17 protein-coding genes and 1 tRNA gene are annotated in these 14496 nt (G+C 63.4%); 12 read left to right on the top strand and 6 right to left on the bottom strand.

From position 1 onward, the window contains the following. Positions 1–129: 129 nt before the first annotated feature. The 4 genes from M653_RS0117785 (at position 130) to M653_RS0117770 (ending at position 4969) form a co-directional block, all read left to right on the top strand. Positions 130–1161 (top strand): BMP family protein, encoded by a 1032-nt coding sequence (locus M653_RS0117785; RefSeq protein ID WP_027144562.1) that lies wholly within the window; start codon positions 130–132, stop codon positions 1159–1161. Between the two features lie 300 nt (positions 1162–1461). Then, on the top strand, positions 1462–2973 hold the full coding sequence (locus M653_RS0117780; RefSeq protein WP_027144561.1) for an ABC transporter ATP-binding protein: 1512 nt from the start codon (positions 1462–1464) through the stop codon (positions 2971–2973). Beyond that, entirely contained in the window at positions 2973–4028 is a 1056-nt protein-coding gene (locus M653_RS0117775; protein WP_027144560.1) for an ABC transporter permease, read from the top strand. The genes M653_RS0117780 and M653_RS0117775 overlap by 1 nt, the downstream gene beginning before the upstream one ends. Further along, the gene (locus tag M653_RS0117770) at positions 4025–4969 is read left to right on the top strand and encodes an ABC transporter permease (protein WP_027144559.1); all 945 of its coding nucleotides are present in this window, start codon (positions 4025–4027) and stop codon (positions 4967–4969) included. Before M653_RS0117775 ends, M653_RS0117770 begins: the two co-directional genes overlap by 4 nt. A gap of 97 nt (positions 4970–5066) precedes the next feature. Here M653_RS0117770 and M653_RS0117765 read toward each other — a convergent pair whose 3' ends face one another. Next, positions 5067–5834 carry an SDR family oxidoreductase gene (locus tag M653_RS0117765; RefSeq protein ID WP_027144558.1) on the bottom strand — a complete coding sequence of 256 codons (768 nt, stop codon included), beginning with the start codon at positions 5832–5834 and terminating at the stop codon, positions 5067–5069. Positions 5835–6132: 298 nt separating this feature from the next. Between M653_RS0117765 and M653_RS1000000135740 the strand changes: the two genes are divergently transcribed. Beyond that, positions 6133–6288 carry a hypothetical protein gene (locus M653_RS1000000135740; protein WP_084636742.1) on the top strand — a complete coding sequence of 52 codons (156 nt, stop codon included), beginning with the start codon at positions 6133–6135 and terminating at the stop codon, positions 6286–6288. A 133-nt stretch (positions 6289–6421) separates the two neighbouring features. After that, positions 6422–7372 (top strand): LLM class flavin-dependent oxidoreductase, encoded by a 951-nt coding sequence (locus M653_RS0117755; RefSeq protein WP_027144557.1) that lies wholly within the window; start codon positions 6422–6424, stop codon positions 7370–7372. Here the strand turns inward: M653_RS0117755 and M653_RS0117750 are convergent. Further along, the gene (locus M653_RS0117750) at positions 7323–8051 is read right to left on the bottom strand and encodes a TetR/AcrR family transcriptional regulator (RefSeq protein ID WP_027144556.1); all 729 of its coding nucleotides are present in this window, start codon (positions 8049–8051) and stop codon (positions 7323–7325) included. The genes M653_RS0117755 and M653_RS0117750 overlap by 50 nt on opposite strands. 137 nt (positions 8052–8188) lie before the next feature. Between M653_RS0117750 and M653_RS0117745 the strand changes: the two genes are divergently transcribed. Continuing rightward, positions 8189–8674, top strand: coding sequence for a RidA family protein (locus M653_RS0117745; RefSeq protein ID WP_027144555.1), 486 nt, complete (start codon positions 8189–8191; stop codon positions 8672–8674). On the opposite strand, the gene M653_RS01000000132830 is transcribed toward M653_RS0117745, so the two are convergent. Beyond that, positions 8661–9356: an isochorismatase family cysteine hydrolase gene (locus M653_RS01000000132830; protein WP_032935466.1), complete on the bottom strand. Its 696-nt coding sequence runs from the start codon at positions 9354–9356 to the stop codon at positions 8661–8663. The two genes, M653_RS0117745 and M653_RS01000000132830, sit on opposite strands and share 14 nt — an antisense overlap. A 296-nt stretch (positions 9357–9652) precedes the next feature. Between M653_RS01000000132830 and exbB the strand changes: the two genes are divergently transcribed. Genes exbB through M653_RS0117725 form a run of 3 tightly spaced genes read left to right on the top strand, consistent with a single transcriptional unit; the run spans position 9653 to position 12015 of the window. After that, positions 9653–10594 (top strand): tonB-system energizer ExbB, encoded by a 942-nt coding sequence (exbB, locus tag M653_RS0117735; protein ID WP_027144554.1) that lies wholly within the window; start codon positions 9653–9655, stop codon positions 10592–10594. 12 nt (positions 10595–10606) lie between these two features. Then, the gene (gene exbD, locus M653_RS0117730; protein WP_027144553.1) at positions 10607–11074 is read left to right on the top strand and encodes a TonB system transport protein ExbD; all 468 of its coding nucleotides are present in this window, start codon (positions 10607–10609) and stop codon (positions 11072–11074) included. After that, entirely contained in the window at positions 11071–12015 is a 945-nt protein-coding gene (locus M653_RS0117725) for an energy transducer TonB (RefSeq protein WP_027144552.1), read from the top strand. Before exbD ends, M653_RS0117725 begins: the two co-directional genes overlap by 4 nt. Before the next feature lie 18 nt (positions 12016–12033). Here M653_RS0117725 and M653_RS0117720 read toward each other — a convergent pair whose 3' ends face one another. The 3 genes from M653_RS0117720 to M653_RS0117710 form a co-directional block, all read right to left on the bottom strand. Then, entirely contained in the window at positions 12034–12285 is a 252-nt protein-coding gene (locus M653_RS0117720; RefSeq protein WP_027144551.1) for a hypothetical protein, read from the bottom strand. 297 nt (positions 12286–12582) lie between these two features. Continuing rightward, positions 12583–13332 carry a helix-turn-helix transcriptional regulator gene (locus M653_RS0117715; protein WP_027144550.1) on the bottom strand — a complete coding sequence of 250 codons (750 nt, stop codon included), beginning with the start codon at positions 13330–13332 and terminating at the stop codon, positions 12583–12585. A 320-nt stretch (positions 13333–13652) separates the two neighbouring features. Then, a tRNA-Ala gene (locus tag M653_RS0117710) sits at positions 13653–13728 on the bottom strand. Between the two features lie 147 nt (positions 13729–13875). Here M653_RS0117710 and M653_RS0117705 point away from each other — a divergent pair. Then, a complete protein-coding gene (locus M653_RS0117705; RefSeq protein WP_015315112.1) occupies positions 13876–14169 on the top strand; it encodes a YggT family protein in 294 nt (97 codons plus the stop codon). Between the two features lie 7 nt (positions 14170–14176). After that, a complete protein-coding gene (locus M653_RS0117700; protein WP_027144549.1) occupies positions 14177–14491 on the top strand; it encodes a DUF167 family protein in 315 nt (104 codons plus the stop codon). Positions 14492–14496: the final 5 nt, after the last annotated feature.

The following is a 14496-nucleotide window of genomic DNA, read 5'->3' as shown; positions in this document are numbered from 1 at the left end:
GACCATGGTCAGATTCGGCGCTCCGCCAAATTTGACCATGTGGACAAAAGTGCTGACCCGTTCCATAGTTACCCGTCTGATTTTTGGAACAGCCGGCTCGACACGGCTGTCGAATAGANGGGCACTTCAATGGAAAACCGGAAGAACAAATCCCATTCGATGCGCGAAGGGCTGTCGCGGCGCAACGTGCTGGAGCTGGGCGCTCTTGGCCTGGCGGCGGCGATGCTGCCTGGTGCGGCCTTCGCGGCGGGCAAAAAACTGAAGGTGGCGGCGATCTTCGCCACGCCGATCGAGGAGCCTTGGGACAACCAGATCCACGTCGCCTTGCAGAAGGCCGAGAAGGAACTCGGCATCGAATACAAGTGGTCCGAGAAGGTGCAGACCGCCGACTTCAGCCGCGTCATGCGCGAATATGCGCAAGGCGGTTACCAGCTGGTGCTGGGCGATGCCTTCGCCGCCGAGCGTGAATCGCGCCGCACCGCCAAGCAGTTCCCCAAGACCGCCTGGCTGTTCGGCTCGGGTGCCGGGCCGGCCGAACCCAATTTCGGCGTGTTCGACAACTGGATCCATGAGCCGGCTTATCTCTCGGGCATGATCGCCGGCAAGATGTCGAAGTCGGGCACGGTCGGCGCGGTGGCGGCGATGGGCATCCCGGAAGTGAACCGGCTGGTCAACGCCTTCTTCGCCGGGGCCAAGGAGGTCAATCCGAACGTCAAGAAGAAGGTCGCCTTCATCGGCTCGTTCTTCGACCCGCCGAAGGCCAAGGAGGCCGCGGTGGCGCAGATCGATGCCGGCGTCGACGTCATCTATGCCGAACGCTTCGGCGTCATCGAGGCGGCGGTGGAGAAGAAGATCTTCGCCATCTCCAACATGTCCGACCAGTCGAGCCTCGGCCCCGACACGGTCATCACCGGCCCGGTCTGGGACATGTACCCGACGGTCGAGCAAGCGATCAAGCTGGTCAAGGCCGGCGTCTACACGGCGCAGGATTACGGCGATTTCTCGCGCATGGCCAAGGGCGGCTCGTATCTGGCGCCCTTGCACAAGTTCGACAAGACCTTGCCCGCCGAGGTCAAGGATCTGGTCGAGAAGAAGAAGGCCGAGATCCTGGAAGGCAATTTCCGGGTGGATGTGGACGAGAACACGCCGGTTTCGGATTGAGGGTTGGTTGCGAGGGGCCGGTGCGTGGCGCCCCCGTCTGTCCTGCCGAACGTTGGTCACTCGGAAAGCCAAGCAATTGGCCTTCCGTCCGCTTCGCGGACCACTCCTCAACCCCTCTAGGGGGAAATCGGCGGTTTTTCCGGCAGTGCTTGTTCTTAAAGGTTGGAGATTGGCGAAAGCCGAAATGACATCCGATCTCCCCCCTAGAGGGGGAGATGGGCGGCAGGCCAGAGGGGGGGGTGCAGCGCATCCCTGTCAATCAAAGCTGCCATGGTAAAGCCAATCCTCTCAGGAGCGCCCTTGTCCGCCCCCCTCATCGAAATGCGCGGCATCACCAAGACCTTCGGCGCCCTCAAGGCGAACGAGGCCGTGGATCTCAGCGTGGCGCCGGGCGAAATCCTCGGTCTGCTCGGCGAGAACGGCGCCGGCAAGACGACATTGATGAACGTGCTGTTCGGCGCTTACGCGCCGGATGCCGGCGAGATCCTGATCCAGGGCCGGCCGGTACGGATCACGAGCTCGGCCGATGCGCTGGCCGCCGGCATCGGCATGGTGCACCAGCATTTCCATCTGGCACCACGGCTGACGGTGCTGGAAAACCTGCTCATCGGTATTCCAGGCAAGTCGGGGCGGATCGACCGCACCGGCGGGCTGGCGCGGCTTGCTGAAATCAGCAGCCAGCACGGGCTGACGCTTGATCCCGATCTGCCGGTCTCGGCGCTGTCGGTCGGCGAGCAGCAGCGGCTGGAAATCGTCAAGGCGCTGTTTCGCGGCGCCAGGCTCTTGATCCTCGACGAACCGACGGCGGTGCTGGCGCCTAGCGAGGTCGAGGGTTTGTTTTCGGCGTTGCGGTCGATGGCGGCGCAAGGGCTCGGCATCATCTTCATCTCGCACAAGCTCAATGAGGTGCGGGCGCTGACGCATCGCTGCACCGTACTGCGGCATGGCCGCGTCGCCGGCCGTGTCGACGATCCTGCCAACACGACGTCGGCCGCAATGGCGCAATTGATGTGCGGCCATGAGATCGTGCCGCCGGCGAGGGGACCGTCGGTGCCCGGCGCCGGTGTGCTGACGCTCGACGGCATTTCAACCTCGCGACATTCCGGCACGGCGCTGCGCGATGTGTCGCTTGCGGTTCGTGCCGGCGAAATCCTCGGCATTGCCGGCGTCTCCGGCAATGGCCAGCGGGCACTGGCGGAGGTCATCTCGGGCGTGCGCGCGCCGGATGCCGGCCGGATGACCATCGCCGGCCAGACCGTATCGCGGTTCTCGCCGCGCGAGGTGCAGGCGCTGGGCCTTGGCCGCATCCCGGAGGACCGCATGACGACGGGGCTGGTCACCAATCTGCCGCTCGCCGATTCCATGGTGCTGCCGCGCATCGGCACATCGGCCTTCTCCGCCAGGGGGCTGCTCAAGCCGGATGCGATCCGCGCTTTCGCCGAAGAACAGATCAAGGCCTATGACATCAGATGTCCCGGGCCGATGACGCGCGCCGGTGCGCTGTCCGGCGGCAATCTGCAGAAGGCGCTGCTGGCGCGCGAGCTTGCCTTCGACCCAAAGGTGCTGATCGTGTCGCAGCCGACGCGTGGCCTCGACATTGGCGCCGCCCGTTTCATCCACGAAAAATTCCTCGACATGCGCGCCAAGGGTTGCGGCATCATCGTCATCGGCGAGGATATGGAAGAACTGCTGGTGCTCTGCGACCGCATCGCGGTGATGTATGAAGGCCGCATCGCCGGCACGCTGGACAGCGCTGACGCGACCGTCGCGCGGCTCGGCCTGCTGATGACCGGCGCGGAGGGGCACGGCTGATGTTCCGCCTCGAAGTCCGCACCTCGACACCCGCCTGGTTCAACCTCGCCTTGCCGCTGCTGGCGATTGCCGCCACGCTGATCCTGTGCAGCGGGCTGATCGCGCTGGCCGGCGCGGGTGTCCTCGAATCCTACGGGGTTATGTTCACGGCTTCGCTCGGCGACAGCTATGCCATCACCGAAACGCTAGTGCGGGCCGCACCGATGATCTTCACCGGGCTGGCGGTGGCTGTCGCCTTCCGTGCCAAATTCTGGAACATCGGCGCCGAGGGGCAATTGCTTGCCGGCGCGGTGGCCAGCTGTTTTGTTGGCGCCATCCCCATGCCGGGGCCGCTCGCCATGCTGCTGATGGCGCTGGCGGGTGCGGCCGCAGGCGCTGCGGTCGCGCTGGTGCCGGCGACGCTGCGCGTAAAATTCAAGGTCGATGATGTGGTGAGCTCCTTGTTGCTCAACTCGGTCATCTACTACGCCTTGATGGCGCTGATCGAAGGGCCGTGGAAGGATAGCTTCAGCGGCTACCCGATTTCGCCGCCGATCGAGGATTCGGCGAACTTTCCGGTGTTGATCGAAGGCACGCGGCTGCATCTCGGTGTCGTCGCGGCGCTGGTCGCGGCCCCATTGATCTGGTTCCTGATCGTGCGCACGACGCTCGGCTTCCGGATCAGGGTTACCGGCGAAAACCCGGAAGCGGCCAGATATGGCGGCATCCATGTCGAGCGAGTGCTGATCTCGACGGCGCTGCTGTCGGGCGCGCTGGCTGGTCTTGCCGGCGTCGGCGAGGTCGGCGGCGTGCACTTCCAGGTGATGAGCGACATCTCGCCGGGCTACGGCTATTCCGGCATCGTCGTCGCCATGCTGGCGCGCCTCAACCCTCTCGGCGTCGTGCCTGCGGCGATCTTCCTGGCCGCCGTGATGACCGGCGCCGAGGCGATGTCGCGGGCGACCGGCGTGCCGGCCTTCCTCAGCGACGTCATCCAGGGCACGGCGCTGCTCGCCATGCTGGTGGCGCTGCTGTTCACCGCCTATCGCATCCGCCGCGTTGGAGCCATCGGATGAGCGCGGTGTTTGAACAGATTTTTCAGGTCGGCTTTCTCGCCGCCATCATCCGCATCGCCACGCCGCTGGCCTTTGCCACGCTCGGCGAAATGTTCTCCGAACGGGCCGGCGTGCTCAATCTCGGCATCGAAGGCATCATGCTGCTCTGCGCGATGACCGGCTTCACCGCCACCAGCCTCAGTGGAAGCCTGTGGCTCGGCGTGCTGGTGGCGGTGCTGACCGGCATGCTGATGGGCGCGCTGCATGCGCTGTTCACGGTGGCGCTCGGCCTCAGCCAGCATGTCTGCGGCATCGGCGTCACGCTGTTCTCGTCGGGCCTAGCCTATTTCCTCTACCGGCTGATCTTCGGCCAGCAATCGGTGCCGCCGAGCATCAAGGGTTTTCAGACGCTGCCGATCCCGGTCCTCTCAGATATTCCAGTGCTGGGACCTGCGGTGTTCAACCAGTTCGCGCTGGTCTACATGGCGATCATTGCCATCCCGCTCGCTGCCTTCGTGCTCTACCGCACACCCTGGGGCCTGTCGGTGCGGATGGTCGGCGAAAACCCGCGCGCCGCCGATTCGGCCGGCGTCAGCGTCATTGCCACGCGTTTCCAGGCCGTCATTCTCGGCGGCGCCCTGATGGGGCTCGCCGGCGCCTTCCTGTCGATGGCGCAATTCAATGCCTTCACCTTTGGTGTCGTCTCCGGGCGCGGCTGGGTGGCGATCGCGCTGGTCGTGTTCGGCCGCTGGGACCCGTGGCGCTCGGCAGGGGCCGCGCTGCTGTTCGCCTTCGTCGATGCCTTGCAACTCCGCATGCAGGCGAGCGGTTTGGGGCATATCCCCTACGAGGCGTTCCTGATGCTGCCGTTCATCTTTACCATAGTCGCCATGGCGGTCATGTCGCGCAACGCGGTGGCACCCTCGGCACTGCTGAAGCCGTTTCGGCGGGAAGAGCGGTAAGCGAATAGGACTTGGCATCCTTTCCTCTCCCCCGATCGACGGGGTAGGGGAAGGGCGCCAGGCTGTCCCTGGGACGAAGAGCCAAAACCCGAACCCCTCACATCGCGGTAAACCCATTGTCCACGAACAGATGCGTGCCGTTGACGAAACTGGACTCGTCGCTCGCCAGGTAAAGCGCCGCCTTCGCCACTTCCTCCGGCTCGCCGATGCGGCCCTGCTGCGCGGCAAGTGCGGCGTCCGAGACATCGACGCCGAGCCTGCCAAGGTCGGCGACCTCGCGCAGGCCGTGCGGCGTTCTGATGAAGCCGGGACAAACCGCGTTGCAACGGATGTTGCGGTCACGGAACTCCACCGCGATGGCGCGCGCGAACATGTGGCAGGCGCCCTTGGTGGTGTCGTAGAGCACTTCATTCGGCGTCGCCGCTACCGCCGAGATCGACGAGGTGCAGACGATCGATCCGCCGCCGGCGGCGATCATGCCGGGCAGCACGGCGCGTGTCATCAGGAACATCGAACGCACATTGACGGCGTGCAGCCAATCCCATTCCTGCAGCGTCGTCTCCAGGAACGGCTTTATCACGATGGTGCCGGCATGGTTGAACAGCACGGTGACGGGCCCGAGTTTTTCGGTCGCTCCTTTAACCGCCGCCTCGACCTGGGCCTCATCGGAGACGTCGGCCACCCAGTGTTCGGCTATGTGTCCCCGCGCGCGTATCGCGGCCGCGGTTGCAGCGGCTGCTTCACCGTTGCGGTCGATGATCGCGACCCTGGCGCCTTCGGCGGCGAACAGTTCCGAAGCTGCGCCGCCCATTCCCGTCGCGCCGCCCGAAATGATGGCGACCTTGCCGGCCAGTCGTTCGCCCATTTTTCTGCTCCCAACGTCCTTTTGGACGATTTCATGTTGCCACCGGCAGCGATGCTATCCTTCCTGCATCGAGTGGCCAATGCAAGAAATAGGCGCAGCGGCGACAAGCACATAGGTTCATTCAAAGCGCGTGAAGCGATGCCGCCATCCATTTCCATCGGTCGCCTGGATTTGCCTCCACAGCAATTTCGTACCAATTTTCGGCGATCGATCAGAAAATAATTCTGCCCATGACGCAAAAATAGCAATCGACAAAGTCTACAAGTTTTATAGATTAACCGGCGAGACGGAGGTCGATATGTCCTATATCCAGAACGCCCAGACCGACAGCAACGGCCAGAAGCTGGCCAATGCCCAGGGCTTTCGCCCGGCCTATGCCGGCGCTTTCGCCTATCTCGTCTTTGCCCTTGCGTTCGTGTTCACCGGGGCAGTCGTGCTGGGCCTTATTCGCTAAGGGATCGACAGGGGCTGTTGCCCCACAGCTTTCAGGCAATCGGAGTTGAATGAACCGGATCCCGGAGCGCTTTCGCGCGCCTGAGGGGCCGCATTTCACAGCATCAGTGATTCCAGAGATGGAGGAGATGACAATGCCGATAGAATTCACGCATATTCCCGGCAAGACCGCCGACGCGGCGGTTCCTTTTTTCTATGACTTCGCCGAGACCGCGACGAAGCTCGGGCTGATCGAGGACAGCGGTTTCCAGAAGATCGTCGTCGACGATTCGGCCGGGCTGCTGACCAACATGGATCTTGCGTCCCAGGTGCTCAACCGCACCGCTTCGCTGGAAGTGGTGCTCACTCATTGGGCCGGGGTGATCGACCCGACGGTGGCTGCCCGCCAGCTGGCGTCCATCGACAAGGAGAGCGGCGGACGGTTGGCGCTCAGGATGATCAGCGAGCCGCTGAACGATGACGATGCCGAGATACGGCCGGTCGGCCATGGCGTCGTGTGGCAGCGCATCGATGAATATCTGGTGCTGTTGAAGCGGCTGTGGTCGAACGACCGGCCCTTCGATCACGAAGGCGCGTTCTACAGCATCAAGGGCGGTTACGTGCCGCGCAAGGGTCCGCATGGCGCCGACCTCGTGATCCGCATGGGCGGGCAATCCGGAACGGCGCTGAAGGTGGCCGGCCGGCATGCCGATCTCTTCGAGCTGGCGCCGGGCTCGATCGACGATATCAGGCAATTGATGGAGCGGGCGCGTGGCGCCGCAGCCGAATATGGCCGTGCCGGCAAATTGCGCTTCGCGCTTCCGGTCAGGATCCACCAAGGTGTTTCCGCCGCCGGCCACCAGGCGGTCGACCTCTCCGGGCCACCGGCCCAGGTCGCGCTGTCGTTGCTTGCCTATGCGGCTCTCGGCATCGATGAGTTCATGGTCGTCGGCGTCGACAGGCCACACGAGATCGCGACAGTTGGCCGGGAAACAATGGCGCTGCTGCGCAACTCCCTGGCGCGCCGGGAGGCCGATGCGCCACAGCTTGGCAGGTTCATCTCCCGGGAGCGAGGCCCGCAAGCAGCAAATCGAGGCCCTTCCTGAAGGTGCCGACCCAATCGTCGTCGAACAGCAGGCGAGAGCGTTGGATCGTGGGATAGCGTTCGCCCGGATGTGCGTGGTGCTGCTGCGTGGCGGCCTTGTCGCTGTCCGCGAGGTCGAAACTCGTCCGGGTTATGGTGGCGCCCATCACATAGTTCCATAGCGACCAGATCGCGACGTTCAAATCCTTGTCCGCTACACCGGCTCGGGACAAAGTCCTGCCGAGCAATTCCAGGCGGCTGAGAATGTTCGGTCCAAGCGCCCGGCTCGACAACAGCGGTACCGACCAGGGATGGCGCAGCATGCCGGCCCGCCAGTCTTCGAGCATATGGACAATTTCCACTCGCCAGTCCTCAGCGCCATTCATTTGCGGCGATCCGCGATATTCGAGCACGGAATCGAGCGCCAGATCGAAGACGCCGTCCTTGTCGTCGACGTGCCAATATAGACTCATCACGCCCGAGCCGAGGCGATCAGCCAGTCGACGCATCGTCAATCCGTCGATCCCCCGTGCGTCCAGCAGTTCCACCGCAGTGGCGACAATGCGTTCCAAGGAGAGAGGGCGTTCCAGGGAGAGAGGGCGTTCCAGCGAGAGGTGCGGTTCACCGCGCGGCTCCGGCGCGGGCTGGAATTCCGTCGGTCGGGGCCGTTTGCTCCGGGCGCCGCTGCGTTTGGCGGTCATCCATCTTCCTCTCTGTTCAGTATATCGATTTTGGCCGGCAATGGCAGGAATGTCGATCCCGCTCAATTGACTCGTACAATGTACCATGCGACTGGCTCGTATGGCGTACGAGTCGGTCCGCGGAGGTAAGAAAAATCATGTCACGCACAACCAACCATCTGCTTATCGGAGGACTAATCATGATCATGGCAGCTTCCACTGTGGCGCCAGTGAATGCGAATGATTCCAGGTTGACCATCGTCAATCCAAAAACCCTCTACGACCCGTCGCCGAATGGCTATAGCACAGCCGTAATCATGCCCGCCGGAGCCCGGGTGGCCTACATTTCCGGGCAGGGCGGCCAAGACAGCACGGGAGGCTTGTCGCCCGACTTCGCCGTCCAGGTTAAGCAGGCCTACGCAAATCTGCGCGCCGCGCTGGATGCGCTCGGCGCCAGGCCGGACAAGGTCGCCAAGCTCACGGTCTTCGTCGTCGATCACGACATGTCCAAGCTTGGCGTGTTGACCCAGAGCGCGAAGGAGATGTTCGGCGAGACGCTGCCGGCACAAACTCTGGTTCCCGTTCCCAAGCTTGCGATCGATCCGATGCTCTTCGAGGTCGAGGCCATCGTCATGCTGGAGTAGCGGCACCCGGATCAGTCCGGCAAGGAAGGCGCGACAAGCCCGCGATGACGGCGTCCGAATCGGCCAGCACGCCGAAGACGCCGTCCTCGACCGTCACCATGTGCAACGCCGCTTCATGCGCTTGCTTGTCGCCGCTGGCGCAGGCGTCCGAGATCGTCAGGCACTGGAAATTGCGGTCACAGGCTTCGCGCAACGTGGTGTGAACGCAGACATCCGTCGTGCACCCGGAAAACATCAGATGGGTGATGCCTTGCGCGCGCAGCACAAGCTCGAAATCCGTATAGGTGAAAGCGCTGTTGCAGGTCTTGTCGACGATGATGTCGCGCGGGGCGACATCGATCTCCGGAACGATCTGGAACCCTGCGCCGGAGCGCAGCAGGACGTCGGTGCCGTCGAGGCCGGCGCGCTTGCGGCGCCATTTCTCGTAGGGCGTCATGTCGGCCATGTCGGCGCGGTAGCCCTGTCTGGTGTGGATGACCGTGACGCCGGCTTCGCGTGCGGCCGCGATCAGGCGGTTCACCGTCGGCAGGATCGCCCGCAGCGGCGAGGGGTCATACCCTTTTCTGGCGAAATAGCCCGATGTCGACAGGAAATCCTGTTGCAGGTCGATGACGATCAACGCAGTGTTTTCGGCAACCAGCCTGCCGTCATAGGGGTAGTCGAAAGGTATTGCCTTGATCATCCGGAGCTCCTTGCCGCCGGATCAGTCTAGCGAGTCCGCATCGACGCGGCGACCCCGGATGCCTGTCATCGTATAGCCCGGGGCGGATATCGCAGACCACCGGCGCCGTAGCGTTTCAGGGATTTTGCGGCGCATTCCCAAATTGTTGAGCATTGCAGTCATCTTTAATGTTGACTAATAAGTTCATGTTTCATAGTCAGCCGGGCACCTTGCCTGGCGCAGCCGGAATTGGAATGCGGCGGCCGCGCTGGAGAAATGCCATGACCGGGGCCGCTGTAAGGACAAGGAAGAAGCTCGTGTCGAGACATGGTTTGTTGGTGGCATTTGTCGCATCGGTGATCCTGGCGGCGACCAGCGCGATGGCCCAGGAGCAACCGGCCGGCGCTGCTCCAGCAGTCGAGGCACCAGCCGCGGCGACCGAAGCGGCACAAGCTGCTCCAGCCGCACCGGCACCCGCCACGACGGCCGCACCGGCGACGCCTGCGCCCGCGCTGCCGGCGGGGGCGGCACCTGCGGGGGCGATGGAGTTGAACCTGCCGCACGACCTGTCGCCATGGGGCATGTTCATGGCCGCCGACATCATCGTGAAGGCGGTGATGATCGGATTGGCCTTCGCGTCGCTCGTCACCTGGACGATATGGCTGGCCAAATCGCTGGAGATTTTCGGCGGCAAGCTGCGCATCCGCCGCGCGGTTCGCGCGATCGGCGATGCCGCGACGTTGAAGCAGGCGAGCCGTGCGCTCGACCGCGGTGGCGGCCCCGGCGCGCTCCTGGTGCGGGCGGCGGAGGAAGAGACCGCGCTTTCGGCCGGTGCGCTCGACCATGTCGGGGGAGACGGCCTGAAGGAACGGGTCAGCTCGCGCCTGTCGTGCATCGAGGCGGCGGCGTCGCGGCGGATGTCGCGCGGCACCGGCCTGCTGGCGACGATCGGTTCCACCGCGCCTTTCGTCGGCCTGTTCGGCACCGTCTGGGGTATCATGAACGCCTTCATCGGCATTTCGCAGGCGCAGACCACCAATCTCGCCGTGGTCGCGCCAGGCATCGCCGAGGCGCTGCTGGCCACCGCGATGGGTCTGGTCGCGGCGATTCCGGCGGTGGTGATCTACAACGTCTTTGCCCGCTCCATAGCCGGCTACCGGCAGATCCTGGCCGACGCCTCGGCGGGCGTCGAACGGCTAGTCAGCCGCGACCTCGATTTCCGCTCCGTCGCACCCGCGACGGCGCTGGCGGCCGAATAGCGGAGCAAGACCATGGGCAGCCGGATCCGCCAGACCGTGGATGACGACCTCGAGGAGAGCCACGAGATCAACGTCACGCCGTTCATCGATGTTATCCTGGTGCTCCTGATCATCTTCATGGTCGCGGCGCCGCTGGCGAAGGTGGATGTCAATGTCGACCTGCCCGGGTCGACCGCGACATCGGCGCCGCGGCCGGAGACCCCGCTTTTCCTGACATTGAAGGATGATCTCACGCTCGCGATCGGCAATGACACCGTGCCGCGCCCGGCTTTTGCCGCCACGCTCGACAGCCGCACCAAGGGCGACAAGCAGACGCGCATCTTCCTGCGCGCCGACAAGGCGGTCGCCTATGGCGACCTGATGGAGGCGATGAACCTGCTGCGTGCAGCCGGCTATCTGAAGGTCGCCCTGGTCGGCCTGGAGGCCGCTCCCGCCAGTGATGCCGCCGCACCGGTGCCAGGCGCGACGGCTGCCCCATGACATGCTCCGCCGCCTCGGCCACGATGGTCCTGTCGCGCTTCGGCTGGCGCGATCTTGGCCTGTGGGCATGTGCGGCGGTGCTGATGCTTGGGGCGCACGTCGCGGTCGCCTATGCCGTGCAGAATTTCAGTCCAGCCGACCTGCCGGATGGCGGACCGCCGCCAGCCCTGATGATCGAAATGGCGCCGATGATGGTGACGCCGGCGTTACCTGAACAGGCCGCGATGCTCGATGCGGCCATTCCCGACCAGACCGAGCCGGTTGAAGAGACCGAAAAGGTCACCAAAGCCGAACCCGACAAGGAGATCGAGCAAGCGGAGCCTGCTGCCGAGCCGGAGACGGTGCCGCCGGACGAGCCAACGGAGATGACGAAAGTAGAACCAGTCGACCAGCCGCCGCTGGACGAGGTCGTCCCCGATATCGTCGAGACCGTCGCGCCGGAGGTTGTCGTTCCGCTGCCGCAGGCAAAGCCGACGGAGCGGCGCAAGGAAAAGGAACCGGCCGAAGCCAAGGTCAAAAGGCCTGTCGACATGCCCAAGCCAAAGCCGAAGAAGCAAAAGGCGGAACCGCCGAAGACGGCAAGTGCCGCGAGCGCCGAGATCAAGCCCGCCGCCAAGACAGCGACGCCGAAATCGGCGGCCGGGATTTCGGGTGTCAGCCCAGCCAAATGGGAATCGCGGCTGACGGCGTGGATCAACCGCCACAAGCGCTACCCGAGCGCCGCGAAATCCCGGCGCGCGCAGGGCAATGCCAATGTGGCCTTCACCGTGGATGCCTCAGGCCGGGTGATCTCGGCGCACGTGGTCCGTTCGTCCGGCGATGCCGAACTCGACCGTGCCGCGCTCGCGGTGCTGCAGGGCGCCACCGTGCCGGCGCCGCCGTCGGAACTAGGCTCGCGCGTCACCCGTACGGCGCCATTTGTGTTCAGTTTGCGGGACTAGCAGCCGCCGCCCATCGCGCTACGCCGTTCTTGGCTGAGCGTGATTGTCTTTCGCTTGTACCTTGGAGTGCATCGGGTTGCCGCTGAGCTGCGCATGTCTGGCCGGCCGTGCGCCGCGCAAGACATCGAAGGCCTCGGCATAGGCCATGCCGAGCAGATAGGAGATCATGGGAAAACGGCTTGCTTCGGCCATCTGCACCAGCTCATTGGTCATCGTCGCGATATATTGCAGACTATCGAGCTCTGACTGACGTAGGGACTGGTTTGACACGTGCTACTCCTGTCATCCGATGGAATTCTGGGAACCCGTATTGGCTACAATGTGCATGTCGAGTCGGCTAATTGGTCGACCGAGCCGCCAAATGCGGGCCAGGTTCGGATCCGCAAGAAGAAAGGTAAGGTCCCAAGACTTAATACTTTGTTAAAATTGTAGTAAATCGAATGTGATCTAAAATATCTTTCTTGGCTGCAAAGTCGAAAAAAACGATTTTACTCGGATATGGAGTAGGCAATCGCAAACATACGCTTTTTCGGGATATTCTTGTTCTTATTTAGCGTAAGCTAGTGGCTAGCCCAGTCCATCCCGGGCGAGGCTGACGACGAGCTGATCGATACCGGGATCATCGAGCCTGATGACGTGCGCCATGCGGATCGCACGCCTGGGCGGGATATTGGACATGTCCTGCCGCATGATGACCGACACGAATGCCGGTCCGGTTTCGGTCAGAAGCATGGCCTTGCCTGTCAGCACCGGTTCGGAGATAGGCGCCCATTGCACCGAGATCAGCGACGGCTCGCCTGTCTGGCGGCGGTTGACGCCGCTGAAATAGATCCAGTTGAGACGCGAGATCGCCACGCCATAGTGGTTGCCGCACGCCCGCGCCCATGTCGAGCCGCGGCGCTCCGACCATCCGGTAACCCTGCGGAATGTGACCAATTCGGCCTCGCGACGCACGAAGGTCACCGAGCGCATCAGGAGGTCGGCGCGGGTCGGAATCGAAAAATAGGTGAAATAGGTGCCGCTCGCGATCGACGGAGCGGGCGGACGGATCATCTGGGTGAACAGGCTTTCGGAAATCGGCGGCAGGCCGGGAGCCGAGAGCTCAGGCGTGCCGGGGTCCTGGTACAGTTCGGGTTCATCGACGCGGAAGTAGTCGCAGATCAGCTTGGCGGTGGTCTTGTTGGGAACGGTCTGCCCCTGCAGGTAACGCTCGAACTGCGTGCGGTTGATGCCCAGCTCGCGGCACACCGCGCTGACGGAAGCATGGTCCTTGCAGAGCCGCCTGAGATTTGCAGCGAGATTCTCGCGAATGGACACTTTTTTGCTTCCGCGGGCGGCTTCTTCATTTCGAGTCGGAATCCGTATAGCGCCTTCGGTCGCCCCTGCCGAAACGCCTTGTCACAACACACAGAAAAAACTGATTTGAGAACCCCAGTCTAATGGGGCGGCTTCCAAAAAAAATAGCGTCTACCGGACAGAGGCCATCGCCATAAGTCCAATTGACAACCATTTCGCCTTGGGACCGCGAAATCGCATCTGGCCATTTTTGGGGGCATTGACGCCGTGTGACGCATCGCAGGTATCGTGTGATGCTTGGGCGTTACCGCTCGGGAAAGGCGGACAATCGATTATTCCGCTGGTGGAGCTGAGGAGGATCGAACTCCTGACCTCGTCATTGCGAACGACGCGCTCTCCCAGCTGAGCTACAGCCCCGTCCAGCGGATGGCGCATTTATCGGGGGACGCGGTTTCCTGTCAAGGCGGCGCTTCGCCGAAAACCGGACCGCCGGTCGCATGGCGGAACCTGCCCTTGCCGGTTTGGCGCGTAATGGCTACATGTCGGCAACAATTGGAGACCGGCATGCTCGCCCTCATTCAAACCATCGTCATGGCGCTCGACCTCTATTGGTGGGTCATCATCGCCTCGGCGATCTTTTCCTGGCTCTATGCATTCAACGTCGTCAACTCGCGCAACCAGTTCGTCGGCAGCATCGGCAACATGCTCTACCGGCTGACCGAGCCGGCGCTGCGGCCGATCCGGCGCTTCATGCCCGACCTTGGTGGCATCGACATCTCGCCGATCATCCTGCTGCTGATCCTGTTCTTCCTCAGGCAGTTCATTCTCACCACGGTGGCGCCGCTGCTGCTGGCCTGAAGATCGCATGAGCGCGCCGTACCGCATTAGCGAGAGCGGCATCGAGCTGTTTGTCCGGTTGACGCCAAAGTCTTCGGTGGACAGGCTCGAAGGTGTCGAGACATCGGCGGACGGACGAAGTCACGTGAAGGCGCGGGTCCGCGCCGTGCCGGAAAACGGCGCCGCCAATCAAGCGCTGGAGAAGCTGGTCGCCAAGGCGCTGGGCGTGCCGGCTTCGGTCGTTGCAGGCGGCACGGCCCGGCTCAAGACTCTGCGCATTGTTGGCGAACCGGCTGCGCTGGCAAGACGTGTCGAAGCGCTCTGCGATCAATCCTCTGCCTGAAGTTC

The organism is Mesorhizobium sp. WSM3626, from assembly GCF_000513935.1.
GTDB lineage: Bacteria > Pseudomonadota > Alphaproteobacteria > Rhizobiales > Rhizobiaceae > Mesorhizobium > Mesorhizobium salmacidum.
Note: the sequence above shows the minus strand (reverse complement) of the source record. Positions and strands in the feature narration are given on the sequence as shown.

Bases quoted from the DNA above. Each gene is read 5' to 3' on its own strand.
- M653_RS0117785 (WP_027144562.1), top strand. From the start codon at position 130: ATGGAAAACCGGAAGAACAAATCCCATTCGATGCGCGAAGGGCTGTCG.
- M653_RS0117775 (WP_027144560.1), top strand. From the start codon at position 2,973: ATGTTCCGCCTCGAAGTCCGCACCTCGACACCCGCCTGGTTCAACCTC.
- M653_RS0117770 (WP_027144559.1), top strand. From the start codon at position 4,025: ATGAGCGCGGTGTTTGAACAGATTTTTCAGGTCGGCTTTCTCGCCGCC.
- M653_RS0117765 (WP_027144558.1), bottom strand. From the start codon at position 5,834: ATGGGCGAACGACTGGCCGGCAAGGTCGCCATCATTTCGGGCGGCGCG.
- M653_RS1000000135740 (WP_084636742.1), top strand. From the start codon at position 6,133: ATGTCCTATATCCAGAACGCCCAGACCGACAGCAACGGCCAGAAGCTG.
- M653_RS0117755 (WP_027144557.1), top strand. From the start codon at position 6,422: ATGCCGATAGAATTCACGCATATTCCCGGCAAGACCGCCGACGCGGCG.
- M653_RS0117750 (WP_027144556.1), bottom strand. From the start codon at position 8,051: ATGACCGCCAAACGCAGCGGCGCCCGGAGCAAACGGCCCCGACCGACG.
- M653_RS0117745 (WP_027144555.1), top strand. From the start codon at position 8,189: ATGTCACGCACAACCAACCATCTGCTTATCGGAGGACTAATCATGATC.
- M653_RS01000000132830 (WP_032935466.1), bottom strand. From the start codon at position 9,356: ATGATCAAGGCAATACCTTTCGACTACCCCTATGACGGCAGGCTGGTT.
- exbD (WP_027144553.1), top strand. From the start codon at position 10,607: ATGGGCAGCCGGATCCGCCAGACCGTGGATGACGACCTCGAGGAGAGC.
- M653_RS0117725 (WP_027144552.1), top strand. From the start codon at position 11,071: ATGACATGCTCCGCCGCCTCGGCCACGATGGTCCTGTCGCGCTTCGGC.
- M653_RS0117705 (WP_015315112.1), top strand. From the start codon at position 13,876: ATGCTCGCCCTCATTCAAACCATCGTCATGGCGCTCGACCTCTATTGG.
- M653_RS0117700 (WP_027144549.1), top strand. From the start codon at position 14,177: ATGAGCGCGCCGTACCGCATTAGCGAGAGCGGCATCGAGCTGTTTGTC.